Raw genomic sequence first — 23,878 nt, forward strand, 5'->3', positions numbered from 1 at the left:
TCCGTCGTGCGGCACGGGCCGTCCGCGTGACGTGCCGCACGACCCGCCGCGACCTCGTCGGGGTGTGGGTGGGGCACGCCTAAGATCGGTGCATGCCCACCGCGACTGAGGACTTCGTCCACCTCCACGTCCACACCGAGTACTCGATGCTGGACGGCGCGGCCCGGATCGGGGACCTGTTCGACGAGGTCGAGCGCCTGGGGCAGAAGGCCATCGCGACGACGGACCACGGCTACGTGTTCGGGGCGTTCGAGTTCTGGTCGCGGGCGCAGGCGAAGGGCATCAAGCCGATCATCGGCGTCGAGGCGTACGTCACGCCGGGCACGAGCCGGTTCGACCAGACCCGCGTGCGGTTCGGGCAGCAGGGGCAGGAGTCCGACGACGTCTCGGCGCGCGGTGCGTACACGCACATGACGCTGCTCGCGAAGGACAACGAGGGTCTGCACAACCTGTTCCGGGCGTCGTCGCTGGCGTCGCTCGAGGGCCAGATGGGCAAGTGGCCGCGCATGGACCGCGACCTGCTCCAGCGCTACGGGAAGGGCCTCGTCGCGACGAGCGGGTGCCCGTCGGGCGAGATCCAGACGCGCCTGCGCCTCGGCCAGTGGGACGAGGCCGTGCGGACGGCGGGCGAGCTCCAGGACATCTTCGGCCGCGAGAACTTCTTCGTCGAGCTGATGGACCACGGGATCGACATCGAGACCCGGGTCACGAAGGACCTGCTCCGCCTCGCGGAGACCATCGGCGCGCGGCTCGTCGCGACGAACGACCTCCACTACGTGCGCGAGGAGGACGCGTCCAGCCAGGAGGCGCTGCTCGCGATCAACTCCGGGTCGACGCTCGACGACCCGGACCGGTTCAAGTTCGACGGCACCGGCTACTACGTGAAGTCGGCGGCCGAGATGCGCCGGGTGTTCGCGGAGCTCCCCGAGGCGTGCGACAACACGCTGCTCATCGCCGAGCAGTGCGAGGTGTCGTTCAACACGAAGGCGAACTACATGCCGCGGTTCCCCGTCCCCGAGGGCGAGGACGAGACGAGCTGGTTCGTCAAGGAGGTCGAGCGCGGGCTGCACCGCCGCTACCCGAACGGCATCCCGGACGCGGCGCGCAAGCAGGCGCAGTACGAGACCGAGGTCATCATCCAGATGGGCTTCCCGGGGTACTTCCTCGTGGTCGCCGACTTCATCAACTGGGCCAAGGACCAGGGCATCCGCGTCGGCCCCGGCCGTGGGTCGGCCGCAGGCTCGATGGCGTCGTACCTCATGGGCATCACCGAGCTCGACCCGCTGGAGCACGGGCTGATCTTCGAGCGGTTCCTCAACCCCGAGCGCGTCTCCATGCCCGACGTCGACGTCGACTTCGACGAGCGCCGGCGCGGGGAGGTCATCCGGTACGTCACCGAGAAGTACGGCGACGACCGCGTCGCCCAGATCGTCACCTACGGGACGATCAAGGCCAAGCAGGCCCTCAAGGACTCGGCACGGCTCCTCGGCTTCCCGTTCGCGATGGGGGAGAAGCTCACCAAGGCGATGCCGCCGGCCGTCATGGGCAAGGACATCCCCCTGTCGGGCATCTTCGACCCGAAGCACGAGCGGTACTCCGAGGCCGCGGAGTTCCGCCAGCTCCACGACACCGACCCGGAGGCTCAGCGCGTCGTCGAGCTCGCGCGCGGCATCGAGGGCCTGAAGCGGCAGTGGGGCGTGCACGCGGCGGGCGTCATCATGTCGAGCGACCCGCTCATCGACATCATCCCGATCATGCGTCGTCCTCAGGACGGCGCGGTCATCACGCAGTTCGACTACCCGACGTCCGAGGGCCTCGGCCTCATCAAGATGGACTTCCTCGGGCTGCGCAACCTCACGATCCTCGACGACGCGCTCGAGAACATCGAGATGAACGGCAAGGAGCCGATCGAGATCGAGTCGCTCACGCTCGACGACAAGGCGTCGTACGAGCTGCTCGCGCGCGGCGACACGCTCGGCGTCTTCCAGCTCGACGGCGGCCCCATGCGCGCGCTCCTGCGCCAGATGAAGCCGGACAAGTTCGACGACCTCTCGGCCGTCATCGCGCTGTACCGCCCGGGCCCGATGGGCATGAACTCGCACACGAACTACGCGCTGCGCAAGAACGGCCTGCAGAAGATCGAGCCCATCCACCCGGAGCTCGAGCAGCCGCTCGCGGAGATCCTGGACGAGACCTACGGCCTCATCGTCTACCAGGAGCAGGTCCAGAGGGCAGCGCAGATCCTCGCCGGGTACTCGCTCGGGCAGGCCGACCTGCTGCGGCGTGCGATGGGCAAGAAGAAGAAGGAGATCCTCGACAAGGAGTTCGTGCCGTTCCAGGCGGGCTGCCGGGAGCGCGGGTACTCCGACGCCGCGATCCAGGCGGTCTGGGACACGCTGGTCCCCTTCGCGGGCTACGCCTTCAACAAGGCGCACTCCGCGGGGTACGGCCTCGTGGCGTACTGGACGGCGTTCCTCAAGGCGAACTACCCGACGGAGTACATGGCGGCGCTCCTGCAGAGCGTGCGCGACGACAAGGACAAGCTGGCCCTCTACCTCAACGAGTGCCGGCGCATGCACATCACCGTGCTCCCGCCGGACGTGAACGACTCGGCGGCGAAGTTCACCGCGGTGGGCGGCGACATCCGGTTCGGCCTCACGGGCGTGCGCAACGTCGGCGCGAACGTCGTCGACGCGATCATCCGCACGCGCGAGGAGAAGGGTGCGTTCACGTCGTTCACCGACTTCCTCGACAAGGTGCCGGCCGTCGTCTGCAACAAGCGCACCATCGAGTCGCTCATCAAGGCGGGCGCGTTCGACTCGCTCGGGCACGCGCGGCGAGCCCTGCTCGTCGTGCACGAGCAGGCCGTCGACTCGGTGATCAGCGTCAAGCGCAAGGAGGCGGAGGGCCAGTTCGACCTCTTCGCCGACTTCGGCGGCGCCGACGCCGAGGACGGCATGTCGTTCTCCGTCGACGTGCCCGACCTCCCGGACTGGGACAAGAAGCAGCGCCTCGCGTTCGAGCGCGAGATGCTCGGCCTGTACGTCTCCGACCACCCGCTGTCCGGTCTCGAGCACGTGCTGACACGCGCGGCGGACACCGGGATCGCCAACCTGCTCGCCGACGAGGGCCGGCCCGACGGCTCCACCGTGACGATCGCCGGCCTCGTGACGTCGCTGCAGCGCAAGATGAGCAAGAACGGCAACCCGTGGGCCGCCGTGACGATCGAGGACCTCGAGGGCGCCGTCGAGGTGATGTTCTTCGGCGAGACGTACCTCGCCTACTCGACCGTCCTCGCCGAGGACCAGGTCGTGGTCCTGCGCGGGCGCGTGCGGCGCCGTGACGACACCATGCAGCTCCAGGCGATGGAGGTCTCCCTCCCGGACATCACCGTGGGCGCGGAGTCGCCGCTCGCGGTCAAGGTCTCGCACACGCGCTGCGTCGAGCCCATCATCCTGCGCCTGCGCGAGGTCCTCGCGACGCACCCCGGCTCGGCCGAGGTGCACGTCCAGGTCCTCGAGCCCGGCAAGACGACGGTCGTGCGCGCGGGCGACGGTCTGCGGGTCGAGAAGTCGCCGGCGCTGTTCGGCGACCTCAAGGCGCTGCTCGGGCCGTCCTGCCTGCTCTGACAGGGTGCCGTCGTCGGTCTCCGGCCCCGCGCGCGGTGCCGCACGGGGACGGCGCGTCCCGGCAACAGCCCGTGCCGTGCCCAGGCGGCACGGCCCCCGGCACCGTGTGACGACCGGCACGGGTCGGCTCCGGCCGACGCCGCGCGGCCACGCCTAGACTCGCGAGCGTGATCCGACTCAACCCCGAGCAGCGCGTCTTCGTCACCGAGCGGCACCTGGCCACGCTCACGACCCTGCGCGAGGACGGGAGCCCGCACGTCGTCCCGGTGGCGTTCACCTGGGACCCGGACGCGGGCGTCGTGCGGATCACGACGAACCGTGGCTCGGTGAAGGCGCGCAACGCCCGCCGGACCGGCCCGGACGGCGCGCACCCGCGCGCCGCGGTGTGCCAGGTCGACGGCGGGCGGTGGCTCACGCTCGAGGGCACCATCGAGGTCGTCGAGGACGCGGACGAGGTGGCGGACGCCGTCGCGCGCTACGCGCGCCGCTACCGCCCGCTGACGCCCAAGCCGGAGCGCGTGGTGCTGCGCCTCACGCCGGACAAGGTGATGGCCTCGACCTACATGGCCTGACCTGCTCGGGCGGGCCGTACCGGCCGCTCAGGCGACGGTCGCGCTCTCCCCGCCCTGCGGCCGGTCCACCGTGACGACGTCGCCCCGGTGCAGCTGGCGTCCCCGGCGCGTGTCCACCTCGCCGTTCACGCGGACCTCGCCCTCGGTGACGAGCTCGCGCGCCTCCGCGCCGGACTCGGCGAGCCCGGCGAGCTTGAGGAACTGCCCGAGGCGGATGACGTCGTCGGAGATCTCGACCGGGCGGGCGTCGTCGGAGGGGTTCATGACGCCATTCTCCCCGGCGGTGAGCGCTGCGACGACACGGCCCCGACGACCCGAGGCTCGGCGGGCCGGGGCTCGGCGGGACGGCACCGGCGGGACGGCCGGGCGCGCGGGTCGCGACGCGCAGGCACGCCGGCGAGAGGACCGCAGGGCGGAACGCGCTCGTCGCGGAGCCCCCGGAACTCCTAGACTCGTCGCATGATCTCCCGCATCGATCTCCGAGGGCGTTCCCTGTCCGCACGCGAGCTCGCCGAGGCCCTGCCGCGCGCAGAGGTCGGCGTCGAGGACGCGGCGCATCGGGTCGCGCCGATCCTCGAGGCGGTGCGGACGCGCGGGGCCGAGGCCCTGCGCGAGTACGCCGAGCGCTTCGACGGCGTGCGGCCGGAGCACCTGCGGGTCCCGGCCGACGAGATCGCCGCGGCGCTCGCGGCGCTCGACCCGCAGGTCCGGGCAGGGCTCGAGGAGTCGATCCGCCGGGTCCGGCTCGTGCACGCGGCGCAGCGACCGCAGGACTTCACGGTCCAGGTCGCGCCGGGTGCCCAGGTCCGCCAGCGGTGGGTGCCCGTGCGTCGCGTCGGGCTCTACGCGCCCGGCGGGCTCGCCGTCTACCCGTCGTCCGTCGTGATGAACGTCGTCGCGGCGCAGGAGGCGGGCGTGCCGAGCCTCGCTGTCGCGTCGCCGCCCCAGCGGGACAGCGGCGGCCTGCCGCACCCGACGATCCTCGCGGCGTGCGCGCTGCTCGGCGTCGACGAGGTCTACGCCGTGGGCGGGGCGCAGGCGGTGGCGATGTTCGCGTACGGCGCGGCCGGCAGCGAGCCGCAGGACGGCGACGTGCTGTGCGAGCCGGTCGACGTGGTGACGGGCCCCGGCAACGTCTTCGTCGCGGCGGCGAAGCGCCTCGTGCGGGGCGTCGTCGGCATCGACGCCGAGGCGGGCCCCACCGAGATCGCGGTCCTCGCCGACGCCTCGGCGGACCCGGGCCACGTCGCGGCCGACCTCATCAGCCAGGCGGAGCACGACCCGCTGGCCGCCGCGGTGCTCGTCACCCCGTCGGTCGAGCTCGCCGCCGCGGTGGAGGCGCGGCTCGCGGACCTCGTGACCGCGACCAAGCACGCGCAGCGGGTCGCTCAGTCGCTCGCAGGCCCCCAGTCAGCGATCGTGCTCGTCGACGACCTCGAGCACGGGCTGCAGGTGGTGGACGCCTACGGCGCGGAGCACCTGGAGATCCAGGCTGCGGGCGCGGCCGAGCTCGCGGAGCGCGTCACGAGCGCGGGGGCGATCTTCGTCGGTCCCTGGTCGCCGGTCTCGCTCGGGGACTACATGGCCGGGTCGAACCACGTCCTGCCGACGGGCGGCTGCGCGCACTTCTCCAGCGGGCTCGGCGTGCACAGCTACGTCAAGGCCGTCCAGGTGGTCGAGTACGACCGCGACGCGCTCGAGGACCTCGCGGACCGGATCGTCGCGGTGGCGAACGACGAGGACCTCCCGGCGCACGGCGAGGCGGTGCGGGCGCGGTTCCTGTGACCGCCGCGCAGGACGGCGTCGTGCGGGTGCGGCGTGCGGTCCCGCGCGACGCCGCCGACCTGGTGTCGTTGCGGGTGCACCTCATGCGCGCGATGGGCGAGCCCGGCGCGGGGGACCCGACGTGGCAGGCGCGGGCCCGCGAGTGGTTCGCCGCGGGTCTCGCGACGTCGGACGTCGTCGCGTTCGTCGTCGACGCACCGGGGCGCCTCGCGGCGTGCGCGCTCGTCGAGCTGCACCGGTCCGCGCCGTCGGCCCGCAACCCGCGCGGCACGACGGCGCACCTGTCGAACGTCTGCACGCACCCGGCCGACCGCGGCCGCGGGTACGGGCGTACGTGCGTCGCAGCGGCCCTCGACTGGGCCCGCGCGGCGGGCGCGGACTCCGTGTCCCTGCACGCGACGCCGGAGGGAGAGCCCCTCTACCGCTCGCTCGGCTTCGTGGACACGACGTACACCGAGCTGCGCCTGCGCTGGTGACGCGCCCGGTCCCGGGACGGGACCGCGTCAGCGCACCCCGAGCACGAACGGGTGCACCGCCGCCGCCCCGGCGCGGCGCAGCAGGCGCGCCGCGACCGTGAGAGTCCAGCCCGACTCGGTGTAGTCGTCGACGAGCAGCACGCGGCGACCGGCGAGACCCGCGCGCGCGGCGTCCGACAGCTCGAGCTGGAGACGGCCCGCGACGCCCGCGAGGCGCGTCGCGGAGTTCACGTCGTGCCGGCCCGGCTCCTCGCGGCCCGGCACCGGCCCGACCGCGCCGATGAGGGGCTTGCCGAGGTAGCTCGCGAGCCCGTTCGCCAGGTGGAAGGTCAGCCGCGGTCGTGTCGCGGAGCGGACCGCGACGACGCCGTCCACGAGGAGCGGCCGCTCGGCGGGACCCCCGCTGCCGGGCGCGTCGTCGGCGCCGGTCTCCCCGTCCGGCTGCGGGGCGGACTCGTAGAGCTCCGCCCAGTCGTCGAGGACGCGCGCGGCGGCGCGCCGGAGCGCGACGGGCGTGTCGCCGTCGGGCGTCGTGGCTGCGAACAGCTCGCGCAGCGGCGCGGACCAACCGAGACCGTCGAGACGCGCGACCGCGCGCCCGGTCTCCGCGAGCTCGTCCGAGCCGAGGCGCCCGCGCAGGTCGAGCCCCAGGCGGTCCATGCCGCTCGGCCACTGCCGACGCGCCACGACCTCGACGCCCGGGCGGTCCATGTCGGCGCGCGCGGCGGCGACGGCCTCCGCGTCGGGGAGCGCGGGCAGCGTCACACCGCCGCACGTGTCGCAGCGGCCGCACCGCCAGCCGTCGTCGAGCTCCGGGTCGTCGAGCGCGGCCCGCAGGAACGCCATGCGGCACCCGTCGGTGGCCTCGTAGTCGAGCATCGCCTGCTGCTCGGCCGAACGCGTGGCGTCGACGCGCTCGTAGCGCTCCGCGTCGTACGTCCAGGGCTCGCCCGTGGCCTCCCAGCCGCCCTTGACCCGCCGGACCGCGCCGTCGACGTCGAGCACCTTGAGCATGCCCTCGAGGCGCGACCGCTTGAGGTCGACCTGCGTCTCGAGCTGCGCGACGGACTGCGTGCCGCCCGCACCGAGGGCGTCGAGGGTCGCGCGCACCTGGTCCTGCGGCGGGAACGCGGTGGACGCGAACCACTCCCAGATGCGACGGTCCTCCTCGCCCGGCAGCAGCACCACGACGGCCGAGTCCACGCCACGGCCCGCGCGCCCGACCTGCTGGTAGTACGCGATGGGCGAGCTCGGCGCCCCGAGGTGGACGACGAACGCCAGGTCCGGCTTGTCGAAGCCCATCCCGAGCGCGGACGTCGCGACGAGCGCCTTGACGCGGTTCTCCTTGAGGTCCTCCTCGAGCCGCTCGCGCTCGGCGGGGTCCGTCTGGCCCGTGTACGACGCGACCGCCAGACCGGCGGCGCGGAGCTGGCTCGCGACCTGCTCGGCGGCGGAGACGGTGAGGCAGTACACGATCCCCGAGCCGTCGACGTCCTGCAGCGCCTCGACGAGCCACGCGACGCGCGTCGGCTGGTCGGGCAGGCGCAGGACGGCGAGGTGCAGCGACTCGCGGTCCAGGCCGCCGCGCAGGACCAGGACGTCCTCGTGGGCTGCCGCGCCCGCGGCGTCGCCGACGGCCCCGCCCGCGGCGTGCGCCGCCGTCACGCCGAGCTGTTCCGCGACGTCGGCGGTCACGCGCTCGTTCGCCGTCGCGGTCGTCGCGAGCACCGGGATGCCGGGCGGCAGGTCGGCGAGGAGGGTGCGGATGCGCCGGTAGTCCGGACGGAAGTCGTGGCCCCAGTCCGAGATGCAGTGCGCCTCGTCGATGACGACGAGGCCCGCGTCGGCCGCGAGCCGGGGGAGGACCTCGTCGCGGAAGCCGGGGTTGTTGAGCCGCTCCGGCGAGCACAGGAGGACGTCGACCTCGCCGTCCGCGATCGCGCGGTGGACGTCGTCCCACTCGGTGACGTTGGCCGAGTTGATCGTCACCGCCTTGATCCCGGCCCGGGCCGCCGCCGAGATCTGGTCGCGCATGAGCGCGAGGAGGGGGGACACGATCACCGTCGGGCCGGCGCCGCGGTCGCGCAGCAGCCGGGTCGCGACGAAGTACACCGCGGACTTTCCCCACCCGGTGCGCTGCACGACGAGCGCGCGGCGGCGGAACGCCACGAGGGCCTCGATCGCGCGCCACTGGTCCTCGCGCAGCGCCGCGTCGTCGCGCCCCACGAGGGCGCGCAGCGCGGTCTCGGCGTCCTCGCGCAGCGACTGCCCGTCCAGGAGGCCGCGCAGCATGGCGAGCTTGGCCCGCTTGGCGGCCTCGCCGCCGTCGGCCGCCGGAACGGGCGCGGGGTCAGGCGCGGGGGCGCCGCCCCCGGCGTCCGTGCCCGGGACCTCGACGCCGGCCGGGCCCGCGGCGGGAGCCGCGGTCCCCGCTGCCTGCGCCCCCGCCCCCGCCCACGGGTCGCCGGACGGGTCGGCGGGCTCGTCGAGCGGCGGCTCGTCGGCCGGGTCGAAGGGGAGGTCGGCGTACGGGTCGGTGGGGCTCACCCGCACGATCGTAGGCGCACCCGCCGACCCTCGGGGCGTCGTGCACAGGCCGCGGCCCGCAGCCCGGGGGCGGGACGCGGGCCGTAGCCGTGGGTCGTGGGGCGGGCGGGTCAGGAGCGCATGTCCATGACCACGCGCCCGTCGATCCGACCCTCCTCCATCTCGGCGAAGATCGCGTTGACGTCGTCGAGCGGACGCACCGTGTACGTCGGACTGATCTTCCCGCGCGCGAAGAAGTCGAGCGCCTCCGCCATGTCCTTGCGCGTCCCCACGATGGAGCCGCGCACGGTCAGGCCGAAGAGGACGGTCGTGAAGATGTCGAGCGGGAACTTCTCCGGCGGGAGACCGACGAGCGAGACCGTGCCACCGCGGCGCAGCGCGCCCACGGCCTGCGGGAACGCGTGCGCGTTGACGGCGGTGACGAGCGCGCCGTGGACCCCGCCGCCCGTCTGCTCCCGGATCTCCGCCGCGGCGTCGGGCGACGTCGCCGCGTTCACCGTGACCTCCGCACCGTGCTTGCGCGCGAGCGCGAGCTTCTCGTCGTCGACGTCGACCGCGGCGACGCGGCGGCCCATCGCGACCGCGTACTGCACCGCGATGTGGCCGAGGCCGCCGATCCCGGAGACCAGCACCCACTCGCCGGGCTGGGTGTCCGTCACCTTGAGCCCCTTGTAGACGGTGACGCCGGCGCACAGGATCGGCCCGACGGCGGAGGGGTCGACCCCGTCCGGGACCACGGGGCAGTACCGCGAGTCGACGAGCATGTACTGGCCGAACGACCCGTCGACCGAGTAGCCGCCGTTCTTCTGCTGCGGGCACAGGGTCTCCCAGCCCGTCTCGCAGTACTCGCACTCGCCGCACGCGCTCCACAGCCAGGCGTTGCCGACCGTGTCGCCCACCCGTACGCGCGTCACCTGGTCGCCGACGGCGACGACCGTGCCGACGCCCTCGTGGCCCGGCACGAACGGGGGAGCGGGCTTGACCGGCCAGTCACCGCGCGCGGCGTGCAGGTCCGTGTGGCACACGCCGGTGTAGTCGACCTTGACCAGGGCCTCGTGGGGTCCGGGCGACGGGACGTCGACCTCCTCGACGACCAGCGGGTCGGTGAACGAACGGACGACGGCGGCACGCATGGTGGGCACGGGGATCACCTCGTCTTCTCGGGGAGAGGGGCCAGGAGGACCCTGCCGACGGTCCTCCCTACCCTCTCGACGCTACGCGCGCGAGGCCGCTCCGGCGCCCCGGACGGCCGGACCGGCGACCGACGTCCGTCCAGGTCGGGACCTCCGCCTCTCGTCGGCGAGGCCGACCGTCCCGGCCGACCGCGAGCCGACCGGCCCGGCTGGCCGCGAGCCGACCGGCCCGGCCGGCCGCACGTCGACCGTCCCGGGTGACCGCGTGCCGGACGTCACGGGCGGCCGTGCGCCGACGGTTCGTAGACTGTGGGGGTGACCCCACCCTCCGTCGCGGGACGACCCCTGCTCCCGCTGCGCCCCGAGCTCGCCGGCGTCGAGCCGTACGGCGCGCCGCAGCTCGACGTCCCGGTCCTGCTCAACGTCAACGAGAACCCGCACGCGCCGAGCGAGGCCGTCGTCGCGACGATCACCCGCGCGGTGCACGACGCCGCCGCCGGGCTGAACCGCTACCCCGACCGCGACTTCCTCGGCCTGCGCGCCGACCTCGCCGCGTACCTCGGCACGGAGGCGGGCGTCGCGCTCGAGGCGGACCGGCTGTGGGCCGCGAACGGCTCGAACGAGATCATGCTCCACGTGCTGCAGGCGTTCGGCGGCCCGAGGCGCACGGCCGTTTCCTTCGCCCCGACGTACTCGATGTACCCCGAGTACGCGCGCGACACCCACACGGCCTGGGTCGTCGGGCGCCGCGCGGACGACTTCACGCTCGACCCCGAGCACGCCCGCGAGGTCGTCGCGCGCGAGCAGCCGTCCGTCGTCCTGCTCGCGAGCCCGAACAACCCGACCGGCACGGCGCTGCCCGCCGCGACCGTCGAGGCGGTGTGCGAGGCGGCGCTCGCGGTGCGGGTCCCGCTCCCCGACGGGCGCGACGCACCCGCCGTGGTGGTCGTCGACGAGGCGTACGGCGAGTTCCGACGGGCGGGGACGCCGTCGGCCCTCGAGCTGCTCGATCGCTACCCGAACCTCGCGGTGACGCGCACGATGTCCAAGGCGTTCGCGCTCGCGGGCGCCCGCGTCGGGTACCTCGCGGCGTCGCGCGAGCTCGTCGACGCGCTGCGCGTCGTGCGCCTGCCCTACCACCTGTCGGCCGTGACGCAGGCGGTCGCGCGCGCGGCCCTCGCGCACTCGGGCGAGCTGCTCGCGCAGGTGTCCGCGCTGCGCGAGCGCCGCGACGAGACCGTCGCGTGGCTGCGCTCGCTGCGGCACCCGGACGGTCGTCCGCTCGAGGTCGCGGAGTCCGACGCCAACTTCGTCCTGTTCGGCACGTTCGCGGACCGGCACGCGGTCTGGGCGGCGTTGTTGGAGCGGGGCGTGCTCATCCGGGAGACTGGTCCCGACGGCTGGCTGCGGGTGTCGATCGGCACCGGCGACGAGATGAGGGCCTTCCGACAGGCCCTCGTGGAGGTGGCAGGACTGTGAAGCGCACCGCGCGCATCGAGCGCGCGACGTCCGAGTCGAGCGTGCTCGTCGAGCTCGACCTCGACGGGTCCGGACGGACCGAGATCTCGACGACCGTCCCGTTCTACGACCACATGCTCACGGCGCTGGGCAAGCACTCGCTCATCGACCTCAAGGTCGTCGCGACGGGGGACACCCACATCGACGCGCACCACACGGTGGAGGACGTCGCGATCACGATCGGCGAGGCGCTGCGCGTCGCGCTCGGCGACAAGGTGGGCATCGGGCGCTTCGGCGACGCGACGGTCCCGCTCGACGAGGCCCTCGCGCTCGCCGTCGTGGACGTGTCCGGGCGCCCGTACCTCGTGCACTCGGGGGAGCCCGAGGGCCAGGAGTACCACCTCATCGGCGGGCACTTCACGGGGTCGCTCACGCGGCACGTGCTCGAGTCGATCGCGCACCACGCGGGCATCTGCATCCACGTGCGCGTCCTCGCGGGCCGCGACCCGCACCACATCGTCGAGGCGCAGTTCAAGGCGCTCGCCCGGGCGCTGCGCGCCGCCGTCGCGCCGGACCCGCGCGTCGAGGGCGTCCCGTCCACGAAGGGAGCCCTGTGAGCACGCACGACGACGACGCGCTGGACGGCGTCGAGATCCCCGATGACCTCTCGTCGCTGACGGCCTCGGCGGTCCCCGACCTCGTGGCGCTCATCACGCAGATCGCGGGCGCGGAGCCGCTCGCGGCAGCGTGCTCGCTCGCGCAGGTCGAGGCGGACGTCGTCCCGACCGACGTCGGTGCCGTGGCGGTGCTGCGCGACCCGGCGGGCGACGCGCCCGCGCACGCGGCCGCCGCCCTGACCACCCTCGTCAAGGGCGTGCCGCTCGTGCTCGTCGAGCGCAGCGGCGAGCAGCTCACCATGACGCGCTGGGCGGACGGCGTGCCGGGCGACCGCCTCGCGCCGGGCCTCGTGCTCGGCGGTGCGCCCGAGTCGCTCGAGGACCTGATCACCGGCACGACGACGCTCGCCGACCAGGACGGCGTCGTGGCGAGCTCGTCGATCTCCCGCTGGAAGGCGATGCGGCTGCTCACGTCGGCGGCGCGGCGCGCACGGAAGGACGGCGCATGACCGAGCCCGGCGCCACGCCGTCGACCGCCCGCCGCCCGTCCGTCGTCGTGCTCGACTACGGCTTCGGCAACGTCCGCTCGGCCGTGCGCGCGCTCGAGCGCGTCGGCGCGGACGTCGAGCTGACCGCCGACCGGGCGCGCGCGCAGGACGCGGACGGCCTCGTCGTCCCGGGCGTGGGCGCGTTCGCCGCGGTCATGACCGGCCTGCGCGGCGTGCGCGGCGACGAGATCGTCGGTCGGCGCCTCGCCGGCGGGCGGCCCGTCCTCGGCATCTGCGTGGGCATGCAGGTCATGTTCGAGCAGGGCGACGAGCACGGGACGCTCACCGACGGGCTCGGGGAGTGGGCGGGCCTCGTGGACCGCCTCGATGCCGACGTCGTGCCGCACATGGGCTGGGACACGGTCGACGTGCCCGAGGGCAGCGTGCTGTTCCGCGGCGTCGAGCACGAGCGCTTCTACTTCGTGCACTCCTACGCCGCACGGTCGTTCACGACCGGGCAGGACCTCCCGGCGGACTCGCCCGTCCGCCGACCGCTCGTCACGTGGTCCGAGCACGGTGGCCGCTTCGTCGCGGCCGTCGAGAACGGCCCGCTGTCGGCGACGCAGTTCCACCCCGAGAAGTCGGGCGACGCCGGCGCGACCCTGCTCGAGAACTGGGTCCGCTCGCTCTGAACCGTCTGCGCACCGAGGCACACCGCCCGGCGCGCACCACCCGGCGCGACAGCGCCGCGCCACCGCCTACACCGATGGAGACCCCCGTGACCGACCGCCTCGTGCTGCTCCCCGCCGTCGACGTCGCCGACGGCCAGGCCGTCCGCCTCGTCCAGGGCGAGGCGGGCTCCGAGACCTCGTACGGCGACCCGCTCGCCGCCGCGCTCGACTGGCAGTCCGGCGGCGCGGAGTGGATCCACCTCGTGGACCTCGACGCCGCGTTCGGCCGCGGCTCCAACGCGGAGCTGCTCGCGGACGTCGTCGGGCGCCTCGACGTCCAGGTCGAGCTCTCCGGGGGCATCCGCGACGACGCGTCGCTCGAGCGCGCGCTCGCCACCGGCGCCCGCCGCGTCAACCTCGGGACGGCCGCGCTCGAGAACCCCGAGTGGACGGCCAAGGTCATCGCGGAGCACGGCGATGCGGTCGCCGTCGGCCTCGACGTGCGCGGCACGACGCTCGCCGCGCGCGGCTGGACGCAGGAGGGCGGCGACCTGTGGGAGGTCCTCGACCGCCTGGAGGCGGCCGGGTGCGCGCGGTACGTCGTCACCGACGTGACGAAGGACGGGACGCTGCGCGGCCCGAACCTCGACCTGCTGCGCGACGTCGCGGCGCGCACCGACGCGCCCGTCGTCGCCTCCGGCGGCATCTCGAGCCTCGAGGACCTCGAGGCGCTGCGCTCGCTCGTCCCGGCCGGCGTCGAGGGCGCGATCGTGGGCAAGGCCCTCTACGCGGGCGCGTTCACGCTCCCGCAGGCGCTCGACGTCGCGGGTCGGCCGTGACGACCGACCACGAGCCCGCGGGCCCGGGCAAGGCGCTCCCGCCGTCCTCCGGCTTCGCGGGCGACGACGGATCGGCCGACCCCGCGCTCGCCGCGCTCCTCGACACCTACGCCGCGGGCTCGGCCTCGCTGTCCGACGTCGTCGCTCGCCTCGGCGAGACGCGCGTGCTCGTGCCGATCCTCGCCGAGCTCGAGAGCGCGGGCGAGGGCGAGCACGGGCACACGGTGGACAAGGAGGCGTCGGCCGGGGTCGTCGCCATCGAGGCGCCGGACGGGCGTCGCGCGCTGCCCGTGTTCACGTCCGTCGCGGCGATGGCGGCCTGGCGCGCCAGCGCGCGGCCGGTGCCGGTGGACGCGCGCCGCGCGGCGCTGTCCGCCGTGAGCGAGGACTGGTCGCTGCTCGTGCTCGACCCGGCGGGACCGGTCACGGCGCTCGTGCCGCGCCCGGCCGTGTGGGCGCTCGCGCAGGGCAAGGACTGGTCGCCCGCCGTCGTCGACGGGGTCGTCGTGCCCGAGGTGCTCGCCGCGGTCCAGGGGTCGCTCGCGGGCGTGCCGCACGTGGCGCGCGTCTGGGCCGAGCCGGGCCGCCGGGCGGAGGTCGCGGTGGTCCTGCGCATCGACGCCGGTCTCGACCGCGCCGGTCTCGACGCCGTGCTCGGGCAGGTCAACGCCGCGCTCGCGACGGACGCCGTGGTGTCCGAGCGCGTCGACGGGCTCGAGCTGCGCGTCGGCCGGGCCGACTGAGACGGTCGGTCGACCCGGTGAGGCCGGCGCGTCCGCGGGGCCGGTCCGGGTCGACCGACCGCCCGTCCGGGTTCAGCGCCGACGCAGGCGGCTGAGGCCCCACGCGAGCGCGGCCGAGAACGCCACGACGGCGCCCAGGGCCTGCCCGCCGAGGATCACGCGGTTGAGGTCGAGTGCCGGCTGCCAGCGCACCCCTGCGTCGTCGACGACGTAGACGCCCTTCGCGACGACCCGCACCCCGAAGCCGCCGCCACCGCCCGAGCCCTCGCCGCCCGCCTCGCCCCCGGCGTTGCCGGAACCGGGGTCGGACGACGAGCCGCCGTCCGCGGTGCCGTCGCCCGGGTCGGCGTCCGCCTTGCGCGCGGACGCCGCGCCGACGCGACGCCGCCAGTCCGCTGCCCCCTTGCCGGAGAGCTCGCCGGTGCCGGACCCCCAGCCGGAGCCCGTGCCGCCCCAGACCGTCGCGACGGGGATGACGAGCGTGCCGTCCCGCTCGTAGGACTCCCCGAAGACGCGACGCACGGTGAGCGTGTCGCGTGCCGCGTGGGTGATGTGCGCCGGGTCGACGGGGGGCGTGTCCGAGCTCGCGTGTGTGCTCATGGCACGAAGGGTAGACCTGAGGCCCCCGGTGCGCGCGGGAACCGCGCGCACCGCCTCGTCGTCGAGGCCGCGGGCGCTCGGACGCCGGGACGGGTCAGGCGTCGCACTCCGGGAGGGCCGTGAACGCGGACTCGTCGCCGAGCATCGTCTGGAGGGTGCTCACGGGCACGAGGAGCGACTTCTCCGTCGAGGTCTTCGCGTACACGACGCCGATCACCTCGCCCGCCGCGTTGAGCGCGGCCGAGCCCGAGCTGCCCGGCTCGACGGGGGCGTCGGTGACGAGCACCTCGCCGAGGTTCTCGTGCAGCGGGTCGGTCGTCGTGCCGATCACCGATCCCTGGGTCACGGTGAGCCGTCCGCCCTCGGGGTACCCGACGACCGTCACCGCGTCGCCGGGCGCCGGGTCGGCGGCGGCGAGGGTCGGGGCGGACGGGAGGTCCTCCGCGGTCCGGACGATCGCGAGGTCCGCCAGGCCGGCCACGCTCGCCGTCTGGGCGGCGATGTCGCGCCCGTCGTAGGTGAGGAGCTGGAGCGAGCGCGACGAGTCGACCACGTGCTTGTTGGTGATGAGCGTGCGGGAGTCGACGGCGAACCCCGACCCGGTGGACAGGCCGTCGCACCGCACGTTGCGGATGCGCACGGCCATGCGCTGCACGGCGTCGAACCCGTCGGGGGAGAGGTGCTCCGAGCCGGCCGGGTCGTCCGGCGCCACGAGCGACGGGACGACCGAGCCCGGCACCGGCTCGGGGAGCTCCGGGAGGACACCGCACGCGGCGAGCGCACCGCCCACGAGCGACAGCCCGAGCACCGCGCCGACGACGCGGGCGGAGGCGCGCCGGGACGGGCGGCGCGTCATCCGGCGAGCTCCTGCTGGAGCTGGGCGTTCGCGTCGGTGGCCTCCTGGCACAGCACCCCGACCTGGTCCGCGAACCGGTCGATGTCGGCGGGGTCGTACGCGTCCCGGTTGTTCAGGTACCCGATGAGCTGCGTCTGCGCCGTCGTGCACTGGCCGAGCGCGGCCGCGACCTTGCCCGCGGCGTCCGAGACGCGGCTCTGGTAGTCCAGGTACTGCTGGGACGCCTCGTTCTCGTCGCCCAGCTGGGCCTTCTCGTTGGCGAGGTCGCTGATGCGGTCCTGGGCGGCGGTGAGCTGCGTGCGCGCGGACTCGAGCTCCGCGTTCGCGCCGTCGAGCTCGGTGCGCAGCTGCGCGACGTCCTGCCCCAGGCCGCGCGCCTCCGACTCCCACGCGGCGCTGGTCTCCTGCCAGCGCGTCGTGGTGAGCCACAGGTACGCGCCGACGCCCAGCGCCGCGGCGAGGGCCAGCGCGAGCACGACGATCGCGACCACGGCCCCGCGACGACGTCGCGGCCGGGCCGCCGCGGCACCGCTGTGCGTGAGCGTGCCGTCACCGCCCGTGCGCGCGCCGTCGCCCGACGCGGTCCCGGTGGCCGTCGAGGCGTACGCCGACCCGGGTGCCGGAGCCCCGGGGCCGGCCGCCGCGGGCGCGAACGACGGCGGCCCGACGGCGCCCGGCGCGGTCGCCGGGACCGCGCCGGCGGGGGTGCCCCGCGGCACGCTCTCGGGCGGCTGCGGCGGCCTCGCGGGACGGCCGTGCGGGGGCGGGACCGGGGGAGTGCTCAACTCACGGCGCCCGTGTACTTCTCGCCCGGCCCCTCGCCCGGGGCGTCCGGGTAGACCGACGCCTCGCGGAAGGCCAGCTGGAGCGAGCGCAGCCCGTCGCGGAGCGAGCGGGCGTGCTGGTTGCCGATGTCGGGGGCGCTCGCGGTCACGAGCGCGGCGAGCGCGTTGATGAGCTTGCGCGCCTCGTCCAGGTCGAGGTGACCCTGCTCCTGCGCGTCCTCCGCGAGGCCGCACTTGACGGCGGCGGCGCTCATGAGGTGGACGGCCGCGGACGTGATGACCTCCACGGCGGCCACGTCGGCGATGTCGCGCACCGCGTCGGTGGCGGGGTCGGGCACGGCGGCGTTCTCGGTACTCATGGCGACCATCTTTCCATCCGGCGGCGGGAGCGGTGGCCTCGGTGCGGGCGGGGGTCGGACCGCCCCCTGCCCGGGGACGACGTCGGCCGCCGCCCCCGGCGAGGGGCGGCGGCCGACGGGGTGCGACCGCCCCGCAGGGCGGCCGCGACGGGGTCAGACGCGGACCGGCTCCGCGGCCGTCCCGGGCTGGCCGCCCTCGAGCGGGGCGTCCGCGGCGGCCAGGGCCGCACGCAGGTCGCGACCCAGGTTCGCGTCGACGGACGTCCAGTACTGCACGGCGCGCTCGCGGATGTCCTCGCTGCGCACGGCGCCGACGTGGCCCGTGATCGTCTCGAGGAAGCGCGCGCGGGCGGCGTCGTCGAAGACCTCGCGGTAGAGCGTGCCCGCCTGGCCGAAGTCGTCGTCCTCCGGGTGCAGCGTCGCGGCGCTGCGCGTCAGCTCGCCGTCGGCCTCCCAGCCGGCGGACTCCGCCGCGCGGGCCGGGTCGGCGTGCGCGCCGCCCCGGCTGTTGGGCGCGTACACCGGCGTGGTCGCCGACGAGAACGAGTAGCGCATCGACCCGTCCTTCGCGTACGAGTGGCCGGCCTCGGCCGCGGCGTGCGGCGCGTTCACCGGGAGCTGGGCGTGGTTCGTGCCCACGCGGTACCGGTGGGCGTCGGCGTAGGAGAAGATGCGCGCGAGCAGCATCTTGTCCGGGCTCGTGGCGATGCCCGGCACGAAGTTGCTCGGCGCGAACGTCGCCTGCTCGATCTGCGCGAAGTAGTTCTCCGGGTTGCGGTTCAGCTCCATGATGCCCACCTCGATCAGCGGGTAGTCGGCGTGCGGCCACACCTTCGTGAGGTCGAACGGGTTGAACCGGTAGGTCTTGGCGTCCTCGTACGGCATGACCTGGACCGAGAGCGTCCAGCGCGGGAAGTCGCCCCCCTCGATGTGCTCGTACAGGTCGCGGATGTGGTGGTCCGAGTCCGACCCGGCGAGCTGCGAGGCCTCGTCGGCCGTGAGGTTCTTGATGCCCTGCTGGGTCTTGAAGTGGTACTTGACCCAGAACCGCTCGCCCGCCGCGTTGATCCACTGGTAGGTGTGCGAGCCGAACCCGTCCATGTGGCGCCAGCTCGACGGGAGGCCGCGGTCGCCCATGAGCCAGGTCACCTGGTGCGCCGACTCGGGGGAGAGCGACCAGAAGTCCCACTGCATGTCGTTGTCGCGCAGGTTCGAGCCCGGCAGACGCTTCTGCGAGCGGATGAAGTCGGGGAACTTGATGCCGTCGCGCAGGAAGAACACGGGCGTGTTGTTGCCGACGAGGTCGTAGTTGCCCTCGGTCGTGTAGAACTTCAGCGCGAAGCCGCGGGGGTCGCGCCAGGTGTCGGGCGAGCCCTGCTCGCCGGCGACGGAGGAGAAGCGCGCGAGCATCTCGGTCGTCGTGCCGGGCTGGAACAGCGCCGCACGGGTGTACGCGCTGACGTCCTGGGTCACGGTGAACGTGCCGAACGCGCCGCCGCCCTTGGCGTGCACGACGCGCTCCGGGACACGCTCGCGGTTGAACTGGGCGAGCTTCTCGACGAGGTAGTGGTCGTGCAGGACGATCGGGCCGTCGGCGCCGACGGACTGGGAGTGGGCGTCCGAGGCGACGGGGGCGCCGGCGTTCGTCGTGGTGAAGGGGGCGGTCATGGGTCTCCTTCCGTGAGCCGCGGGTACGGCTCGTGTGGCGTTCTCAAACAGTGCATCCGTGAGGAAACGGACGTGCTCCGGGTGCACGAGGCCCCGAGGCGGGTGGTGCGGGGTCAGTCGGCGCAGTCCGGGCAGAGTCCCCAGAACGTCACCTCGGCGGTGTCGATCCGGAACCCCGCGGTGCTGCTGGGGGTGAGGCACGGGGCGTGGCCCACGGTGCAGTCCACGTCGGCGACGGCGCCGCAGCCCCGGCACACCACGTGGTGGTGGTTGTCGCCGAGCCGGCGCTCGTAGCGGGCCGGGTGCCCGGCGGGCTCGATGCGGCGCACGAGCCCCTTGTCGGTGAGCGTGTGCAGGACGTCGTAGACGGCCTGCACGGAGACGGAGCCCAGCGCGGTGCGCGCGGCCCGCAGGACGTCGTCGGCGTCTGCGTGCTGCTGCACCTCGACGGCGTCGAGCACCGCCAGGCGTGCGGCGGTGACGCGCAGGCCGTGGTCGCGCAGCTCGCTCTCGTGGCGTGCGCGGCGGGCCCCGTCCTCGAGGCCGGTGCCCGCGGTCGACGTCGCTCCTGTGGTCATGGCGACCACTGTACCCCCCTATTCTGGAAGAGTTCCATTGATGGATCGAATCAGGTGTCCGACGAGCGTTCCGCTCGACGCCCGCGACCGCTCTGCTATCCTTGACGACTGACCGACTCGTTCGTGTCCGCGTCACCCGGTTCCGGGTGGTGGGGAAGGCGTGCGGGTGCGCAAGTGGATGACATCCCACCCGGGTCTCGACCGCCGACTCACGTCGCGACAGAGGCCGGGTCCTGGTCCGGAGCGAGCCCCTCGGGGAGCGCTCCGCCGTGGTCGTCGCGTTCGCGTGACGTCCCGACCTGATGGCCTCCGCCCTGCGCCAGGGACGGAGGCCTTCTTCGTGTCCGGGCGGTCTACCGACGACTTCCTAGGAGCATCACATCAGCGAGCCTCGCATCAACGATCGGATCCGCGTCCCCGAGGTCCGACTCATCGGTCCCGGCGGGGAGCAGGTCGGCGTCGTCCGCACCGAGGTTGCCCTGAGCCTTGCCCAGGACGCGGACCTCGACCTCGTCGAGGTCGCCCCGGACGCCCGGCCCCCCGTCGCCAAGCTCATGGACTTCGGCAAGTTCAAGTACGAGTCCGACATGAAGGCGCGTGAGGCGCGGCGCAACCAGGCGAACACGGTCCTCAAGGAGATCCGTTTCCGCCTGAAGATCGACCCGCACGACTACGGCACCAAGAAGGGCCACGTCGAACGCTTCCTCGCGGCGGGCGACAAGGTCAAGGTCATGATCATGTTCCGCGGCCGTGAGCAGTCGCGCCCCGAGATGGGTGTCCGCCTGCTCCAGCGCCTCGCGGACGACGTCGCGGAGCTCGGCTTCGTGGAGTCCATGCCGAAGCAGGACGGGCGCAACATGACCATGGTGCTCGGTCCGGTGAAGAAGAAGGCCGACGCCAAGAGCGAGCAGCGCAAGCGCGCCCAGGAGGCCGAGCCGCGTCTCACGAAGTCCGCCCAGCGCGCCGCGGCGCGCTCGGGCGACGACGCGGACGTGACCGACGAGACCGAGACGGTCGAGACGGTCGAGGCCACCGACGCGGTCGAGGCCACCGACGCGGTCGAAGCGACGGAGACCGCCGTCGAGGCGACGGAGACCGCGGACGCGGTCGAGGCCCCTGCTCCTGCCCCCGCGCCGGCGGAGGAGCCCGCGCCGGCCCAGGCCGCTCCGGCCCCGCGCTCGGCTCCGGCTCCGCGCTCGGCTCCGGCTCCGCGCTCGGCTCCGGCCCCGCGCTCGGCTCCGGCCCCGCGCTCGGCTCCGGCCCCGCGTCCCGCCGCCCGGCCGGCCACGGAGTCGAAGCCCGCGACGCCCCGCCCGGCGCCCGCGGCCTCGCCCGCACCGGCGTCGTCCGACGGCGCGAAGCCCGCAGCACCTCGGCCCGCCGCGCCGAAGCCGGGTGCTCCGCGCCCGGCGCCCAAGCCGGCGCCGCGAGGCAAGGCCGGCTGAGCCGGCACCACGGACGGACCCTGCTCGGGGTCCGGGCCCACCGGCCCGGACCCGAACACGTCGGCCACCGCGAGGTGGCTGACCGGACACAAGGAGAGACGGCAGTCATGCCGAAGAACAAGACGCACTCGGGTGCCAAGAAGCGCTTCCGCATCACGGGTACCGGGAAGGTCATGCGCGAGCAGGCCAACGCTCGACACCTGCTCGAGCACAAGGCCACCAAGCGCAAGCGCCGCCTCGCCCAGGACCAGGTGGTCTCGCCCGCCGACGTCAAGTCCATCAAGAAGCTGCTCGGCAAGTGACCCGGCAGGTGGCGGGACCCGCCACCGACCGGCTCACCCCTGAGCCCCGAACTGCAAGGAGCATCACGTGGCACGCGTGAAGCGGGCGGTCAACGCCCAGAAGAAGCGCCGTACGACCCTCGAGCGCGCCAGCGGCTACCGCGGCCAGCGCTCGCGCCTCTACCGCAAGGCGAAGGAGCAGGTCACCCACTCCCTCGTCTACTCCTACCGTGACCGCAAGGCGCGCAAGGGCGACTTCCGCAAGCTGTGGATCCAGCGCATCAACGCTGCGTCGCGCGCCCAGGGCCTGACGTACAACCGCCTCATCCAGGGTCTCAAGGCCGCGGGTGTCGAGGTCGACCGTCGCCTGCTCGCGGAGCTCGCGGTCAACGACGTGGCCGCGTTCAACGCGCTCGTCCAGGTCGCGAAGGACGCGCTCCCCGAGGACGTCAACGCGCCCAAGGCCGCAGCCTGACCAGCGCCTCGCCCAGCCGCCCGTCGGCTACGGACGCCCGTCCGGCGCCCGGCCCGCTCGACCCCACGCTGACGAACCCTCGCAGCGACCGGGTCAAGGCGGTCCGTGCGCTGGCCGGGCGTCCGGCGCGTTCACGGCACGGGCAGCTGCTCGTGGAGGGCCCGCAGGGCGTCCGTGAGGCGGTCCGGCACGCGCCCGACCGGGTCCGTGACGTCTACGTCACGCCCGCCGCGGCGGACCGGCATCCCGAGATCGTCGCCGACGCGCGCGCGGCCGCGCTGCACGTGCACGGTGCGACGCCCGAGGTCCTCGCGGCGATGAGCGCCGACGCGCAGGGGGTGCTCGCCGTCGTGCGTGCGCACGCGCCGCGCCTGGAGGACGTCGTCGCGACGCTCGCGGGGCGCGACCGCCCGGCGCTCGTCGCGGTGCTCGCGACGGTCCGCGACCCGGGCAACGCCGGGACGGTGGTCCGTGCGGCGGACGCCGCGGGGGCCGACGCGGTCGTGCTCGCGGGCGAGAGCGTCGACGTGCACAACCCCAAGGTCGTGCGGTCGACGGCCGGGTCGCTCTTCCACCTCCCGGTCGTCACGGGCGTGAGCCTGGCCGAGGCCGTGGCCGCGCTGCGCGGCGCGGGGCTCACGGTCCTCGCCGCCGACGGCGCGGGGGACCTCGACCTCGACGACCTGCTCGACGTGGCCGGCGCCGCGGGCACCGGTACCGAGCGCCCGGTCGACCTCGCGGCACCCACCGCGTGGGTCTTCGGGAACGAGGCGTGGGGTCTGCCCCCGGAGGACCGCGCGCTCGCCGACGGCGTCGTGCGCGTGCCGATCCGCGGCCGGGCCGAGTCCCTCAACCTCGCGACGGCCGCGACGGTCTGCCTCTACGCCTCCAGCCGCGCGCACCGGCCGGTCCGCGGTCCGACCGGCGACCCGGAGGGCGGCGCGTGAGGCTGTTCGCCGCGCTCTACCCGAGTCCGGCGGCGCTCGACCACCTCGCGCTCGCCCTCGCGGACGCCCACGCGCAGGAGGCGCGCCGACCCGACGGCGCACCGCTCGTCCGCTGGACGCCGCCCGAGCTGTGGCACCTCACGGTGTCGTTCTTCGGGGACGTGCCCGAGGGGGCAGTCCCGGACCTCGCGGCGGCGCTCGAGCCGGTCGCGCACGACGCCGCGCCGCTCGACCTCCGGCTCCGGGGCGCGGGCGTCTTCGACCGGCGCGTCCTGTGGGTCGGCGTCGGCGGGGACGGCGCTGACGCCCTGCGCGCGCTGAGCGCCGGGGTCGCCGAGGCGGCGGGCGCCGCGGGCGTCCGGGTGGACCGCCGTCCCCGGCAGCGGGCGCACCTCACCGTGGCACGGGCCGCGGCCGGGGCGCGCCAGGCGAACCGCCGGGCGCGCGCCCGCGGCACGACCCGGCCCGACCGCACCGTGGGCGACCCGCTCGTCGCGCCCGCCGCGGCTCTCGCCGTGTACGCCGGCCCCGGGTGGACGGCCGACGCGCTGCACCTCGTCGAGTCCGACCTCGGTGACGCGTCCGGGCACCCGGTGCACCGGACCCTGCGGACCCTCCCGCTCGGACCCGCCGCGCGGTGAGCGGGACCACCCTCCGGCTGCTCCCGGGGGCGCCTGTGCGAGGATGGGTCGCATGAGCCTGCGCGGTGGTCGTCGATTTCCCGGGCCCGTCACGGGCCCGCGCGACTGACGCGTGCTCCCCGCCCGCCTCGTGGCGGGTCGGGTCCTGGCCCGGACGGGCGCCCTAGAATGACGGCGACGCGCGCACGCGCGCGCCCCGCACGCCCCGCCCCGAGCGGCGCGTGCCGCGGGTCGACGCCGGCCGTCGTCCGCTCCCCGCAGTCCCGCCCTCGCCAGGAAGGCACG

At 74.6% G+C, this 23,878-nt stretch carries 24 protein-coding genes; 15 read left to right on the forward strand and 9 right to left on the reverse strand.

The window, feature by feature from the left end; all coding sequences use genetic code 11:
- Nucleotides 1–92 precede the first annotated feature (92 nt).
- Entirely contained in the window at nucleotides 93–3,629 is a 3,537-nt protein-coding gene (gene dnaE / locus ACZ4MO_RS15275; RefSeq protein WP_021481777.1) for a DNA polymerase III subunit alpha, read from the forward strand.
- 167 nt (nucleotides 3,630–3,796) lie between these two features.
- Nucleotides 3,797–4,201, forward strand: coding sequence for a pyridoxamine 5'-phosphate oxidase family protein (locus ACZ4MO_RS15280; RefSeq protein ID WP_074810060.1), 405 nt, complete (start codon nucleotides 3,797–3,799; stop codon nucleotides 4,199–4,201).
- A 27-nt stretch (nucleotides 4,202–4,228) separates the two neighbouring features.
- Here ACZ4MO_RS15280 and ACZ4MO_RS15285 read toward each other — a convergent pair whose 3' ends face one another.
- Nucleotides 4,229–4,465 carry an RNA-binding S4 domain-containing protein gene (locus ACZ4MO_RS15285; RefSeq protein ID WP_175009530.1) on the reverse strand — a complete coding sequence of 79 codons (237 nt, stop codon included), beginning with the start codon at nucleotides 4,463–4,465 and terminating at the stop codon, nucleotides 4,229–4,231.
- Nucleotides 4,466–4,660: 195 nt separating this feature from the next.
- On the opposite strand from ACZ4MO_RS15285, the gene hisD reads away from it, so the two are divergent.
- Both hisD and ACZ4MO_RS15295 read left to right on the forward strand, forming a co-directional pair.
- Nucleotides 4,661–5,986: a histidinol dehydrogenase gene (gene hisD / locus ACZ4MO_RS15290; protein WP_034652906.1), complete on the forward strand. Its 1,326-nt coding sequence runs from the start codon at nucleotides 4,661–4,663 to the stop codon at nucleotides 5,984–5,986.
- A complete protein-coding gene (locus ACZ4MO_RS15295; RefSeq protein ID WP_175009529.1) occupies nucleotides 5,983–6,462 on the forward strand; it encodes a GNAT family N-acetyltransferase in 480 nt (159 codons plus the stop codon). Before hisD ends, ACZ4MO_RS15295 begins: the two co-directional genes overlap by 4 nt.
- A 27-nt stretch (nucleotides 6,463–6,489) precedes the next feature.
- Here ACZ4MO_RS15295 and ACZ4MO_RS15300 read toward each other — a convergent pair whose 3' ends face one another.
- Nucleotides 6,490–8,754, reverse strand: coding sequence for a DEAD/DEAH box helicase (locus ACZ4MO_RS15300; protein ID WP_175009633.1), 2,265 nt, complete (start codon nucleotides 8,752–8,754; stop codon nucleotides 6,490–6,492).
- A gap of 365 nt (nucleotides 8,755–9,119) precedes the next feature.
- A complete protein-coding gene (gene adhP / locus ACZ4MO_RS15305) occupies nucleotides 9,120–10,142 on the reverse strand; it encodes an alcohol dehydrogenase AdhP (RefSeq protein ID WP_175009632.1) in 1,023 nt (340 codons plus the stop codon).
- A gap of 315 nt (nucleotides 10,143–10,457) precedes the next feature.
- Here adhP and ACZ4MO_RS15310 point away from each other — a divergent pair, with 315 nt between their 5' ends.
- The 6 genes from ACZ4MO_RS15310 to ACZ4MO_RS15335 all read left to right on the forward strand — a co-directional run bounded on the left by ACZ4MO_RS15310 (nucleotide 10,458) and on the right by ACZ4MO_RS15335 (nucleotide 14,958).
- On the forward strand, nucleotides 10,458–11,621 hold the full coding sequence (locus tag ACZ4MO_RS15310; protein ID WP_175009528.1) for a histidinol-phosphate transaminase: 1,164 nt from the start codon (nucleotides 10,458–10,460) through the stop codon (nucleotides 11,619–11,621).
- On the forward strand, nucleotides 11,618–12,217 hold the full coding sequence (gene hisB / locus ACZ4MO_RS15315) for an imidazoleglycerol-phosphate dehydratase HisB (RefSeq protein ID WP_175009527.1): 600 nt from the start codon (nucleotides 11,618–11,620) through the stop codon (nucleotides 12,215–12,217). The genes ACZ4MO_RS15310 and hisB overlap by 4 nt, the downstream gene beginning before the upstream one ends.
- The gene (locus tag ACZ4MO_RS15320; RefSeq protein WP_175009526.1) at nucleotides 12,214–12,726 is read left to right on the forward strand and encodes a hypothetical protein; all 513 of its coding nucleotides are present in this window, start codon (nucleotides 12,214–12,216) and stop codon (nucleotides 12,724–12,726) included. Before hisB ends, ACZ4MO_RS15320 begins: the two co-directional genes overlap by 4 nt.
- Nucleotides 12,723–13,397, forward strand: coding sequence for an imidazole glycerol phosphate synthase subunit HisH (gene hisH, locus ACZ4MO_RS15325; RefSeq protein ID WP_175009525.1), 675 nt, complete (start codon nucleotides 12,723–12,725; stop codon nucleotides 13,395–13,397). Before ACZ4MO_RS15320 ends, hisH begins: the two co-directional genes overlap by 4 nt.
- A gap of 74 nt (nucleotides 13,398–13,471) precedes the next feature.
- Nucleotides 13,472–14,215: a bifunctional 1-(5-phosphoribosyl)-5-((5-phosphoribosylamino)methylideneamino)imidazole-4-carboxamide isomerase/phosphoribosylanthranilate isomerase PriA gene (gene priA / locus ACZ4MO_RS15330; RefSeq protein ID WP_175009524.1), complete on the forward strand. Its 744-nt coding sequence runs from the start codon at nucleotides 13,472–13,474 to the stop codon at nucleotides 14,213–14,215.
- Nucleotides 14,212–14,958 carry an SseB family protein gene (locus ACZ4MO_RS15335; RefSeq protein ID WP_175009523.1) on the forward strand — a complete coding sequence of 249 codons (747 nt, stop codon included), beginning with the start codon at nucleotides 14,212–14,214 and terminating at the stop codon, nucleotides 14,956–14,958. Before priA ends, ACZ4MO_RS15335 begins: the two co-directional genes overlap by 4 nt.
- Before the next feature lie 72 nt (nucleotides 14,959–15,030).
- On the opposite strand, the gene ACZ4MO_RS15340 is transcribed toward ACZ4MO_RS15335, so the two are convergent.
- The 6 genes from ACZ4MO_RS15340 to ACZ4MO_RS15365 all read right to left on the reverse strand — a co-directional run bounded on the left by ACZ4MO_RS15340 (nucleotide 15,031) and on the right by ACZ4MO_RS15365 (nucleotide 19,804).
- Entirely contained in the window at nucleotides 15,031–15,558 is a 528-nt protein-coding gene (locus ACZ4MO_RS15340) for a hypothetical protein (protein WP_074810068.1), read from the reverse strand.
- A gap of 94 nt (nucleotides 15,559–15,652) precedes the next feature.
- A complete protein-coding gene (locus ACZ4MO_RS15345; RefSeq protein ID WP_175009522.1) occupies nucleotides 15,653–16,414 on the reverse strand; it encodes a trypsin-like peptidase domain-containing protein in 762 nt (253 codons plus the stop codon).
- Complete coding sequence (locus ACZ4MO_RS15350; RefSeq protein WP_499279179.1) at nucleotides 16,411–17,133, reverse strand: hypothetical protein; 723 nt, start codon at nucleotides 17,131–17,133, stop codon at nucleotides 16,411–16,413. The genes ACZ4MO_RS15345 and ACZ4MO_RS15350 overlap by 4 nt, the downstream gene beginning before the upstream one ends.
- Before the next feature lie 62 nt (nucleotides 17,134–17,195).
- A complete protein-coding gene (locus ACZ4MO_RS15355; RefSeq protein ID WP_087472917.1) occupies nucleotides 17,196–17,558 on the reverse strand; it encodes a DUF1844 domain-containing protein in 363 nt (120 codons plus the stop codon).
- Between the two features lie 153 nt (nucleotides 17,559–17,711).
- Nucleotides 17,712–19,226 (reverse strand): catalase, encoded by a 1,515-nt coding sequence (locus ACZ4MO_RS15360; protein ID WP_175010165.1) that lies wholly within the window; start codon nucleotides 19,224–19,226, stop codon nucleotides 17,712–17,714.
- Between the two features lie 113 nt (nucleotides 19,227–19,339).
- Nucleotides 19,340–19,804, reverse strand: a complete 465-nt coding sequence (locus ACZ4MO_RS15365; protein WP_175010166.1) for a transcriptional repressor — start codon at nucleotides 19,802–19,804, stop codon at nucleotides 19,340–19,342.
- Nucleotides 19,805–20,235: 431 nt separating this feature from the next.
- Here ACZ4MO_RS15365 and infC point away from each other — a divergent pair, with 431 nt between their 5' ends.
- From infC to thpR, 5 genes are all read left to right on the forward strand, one after another.
- Nucleotides 20,236–21,249: a translation initiation factor IF-3 gene (gene infC / locus ACZ4MO_RS15370; protein ID WP_255437414.1), complete on the forward strand. Its 1,014-nt coding sequence runs from the start codon at nucleotides 20,236–20,238 to the stop codon at nucleotides 21,247–21,249.
- 107 nt (nucleotides 21,250–21,356) lie between these two features.
- Nucleotides 21,357–21,551: a 50S ribosomal protein L35 gene (gene rpmI, locus ACZ4MO_RS15375; protein ID WP_108051433.1), complete on the forward strand. Its 195-nt coding sequence runs from the start codon at nucleotides 21,357–21,359 to the stop codon at nucleotides 21,549–21,551.
- Nucleotides 21,552–21,618: 67 nt separating this feature from the next.
- Entirely contained in the window at nucleotides 21,619–22,005 is a 387-nt protein-coding gene (gene rplT / locus ACZ4MO_RS15380) for a 50S ribosomal protein L20 (protein WP_024840664.1), read from the forward strand.
- 68 nt (nucleotides 22,006–22,073) lie between these two features.
- Nucleotides 22,074–22,952, forward strand: a complete 879-nt coding sequence (locus tag ACZ4MO_RS15385; protein ID WP_175010185.1) for a TrmH family RNA methyltransferase — start codon at nucleotides 22,074–22,076, stop codon at nucleotides 22,950–22,952.
- Nucleotides 22,949–23,593 (forward strand): RNA 2',3'-cyclic phosphodiesterase, encoded by a 645-nt coding sequence (gene thpR / locus ACZ4MO_RS15390; RefSeq protein ID WP_175010168.1) that lies wholly within the window; start codon nucleotides 22,949–22,951, stop codon nucleotides 23,591–23,593. The genes ACZ4MO_RS15385 and thpR overlap by 4 nt, the downstream gene beginning before the upstream one ends.
- Nucleotides 23,594–23,878 lie beyond the last annotated feature (285 nt).

This window comes from Sphaerisporangium cinnabarinum (assembly GCF_055567015.1).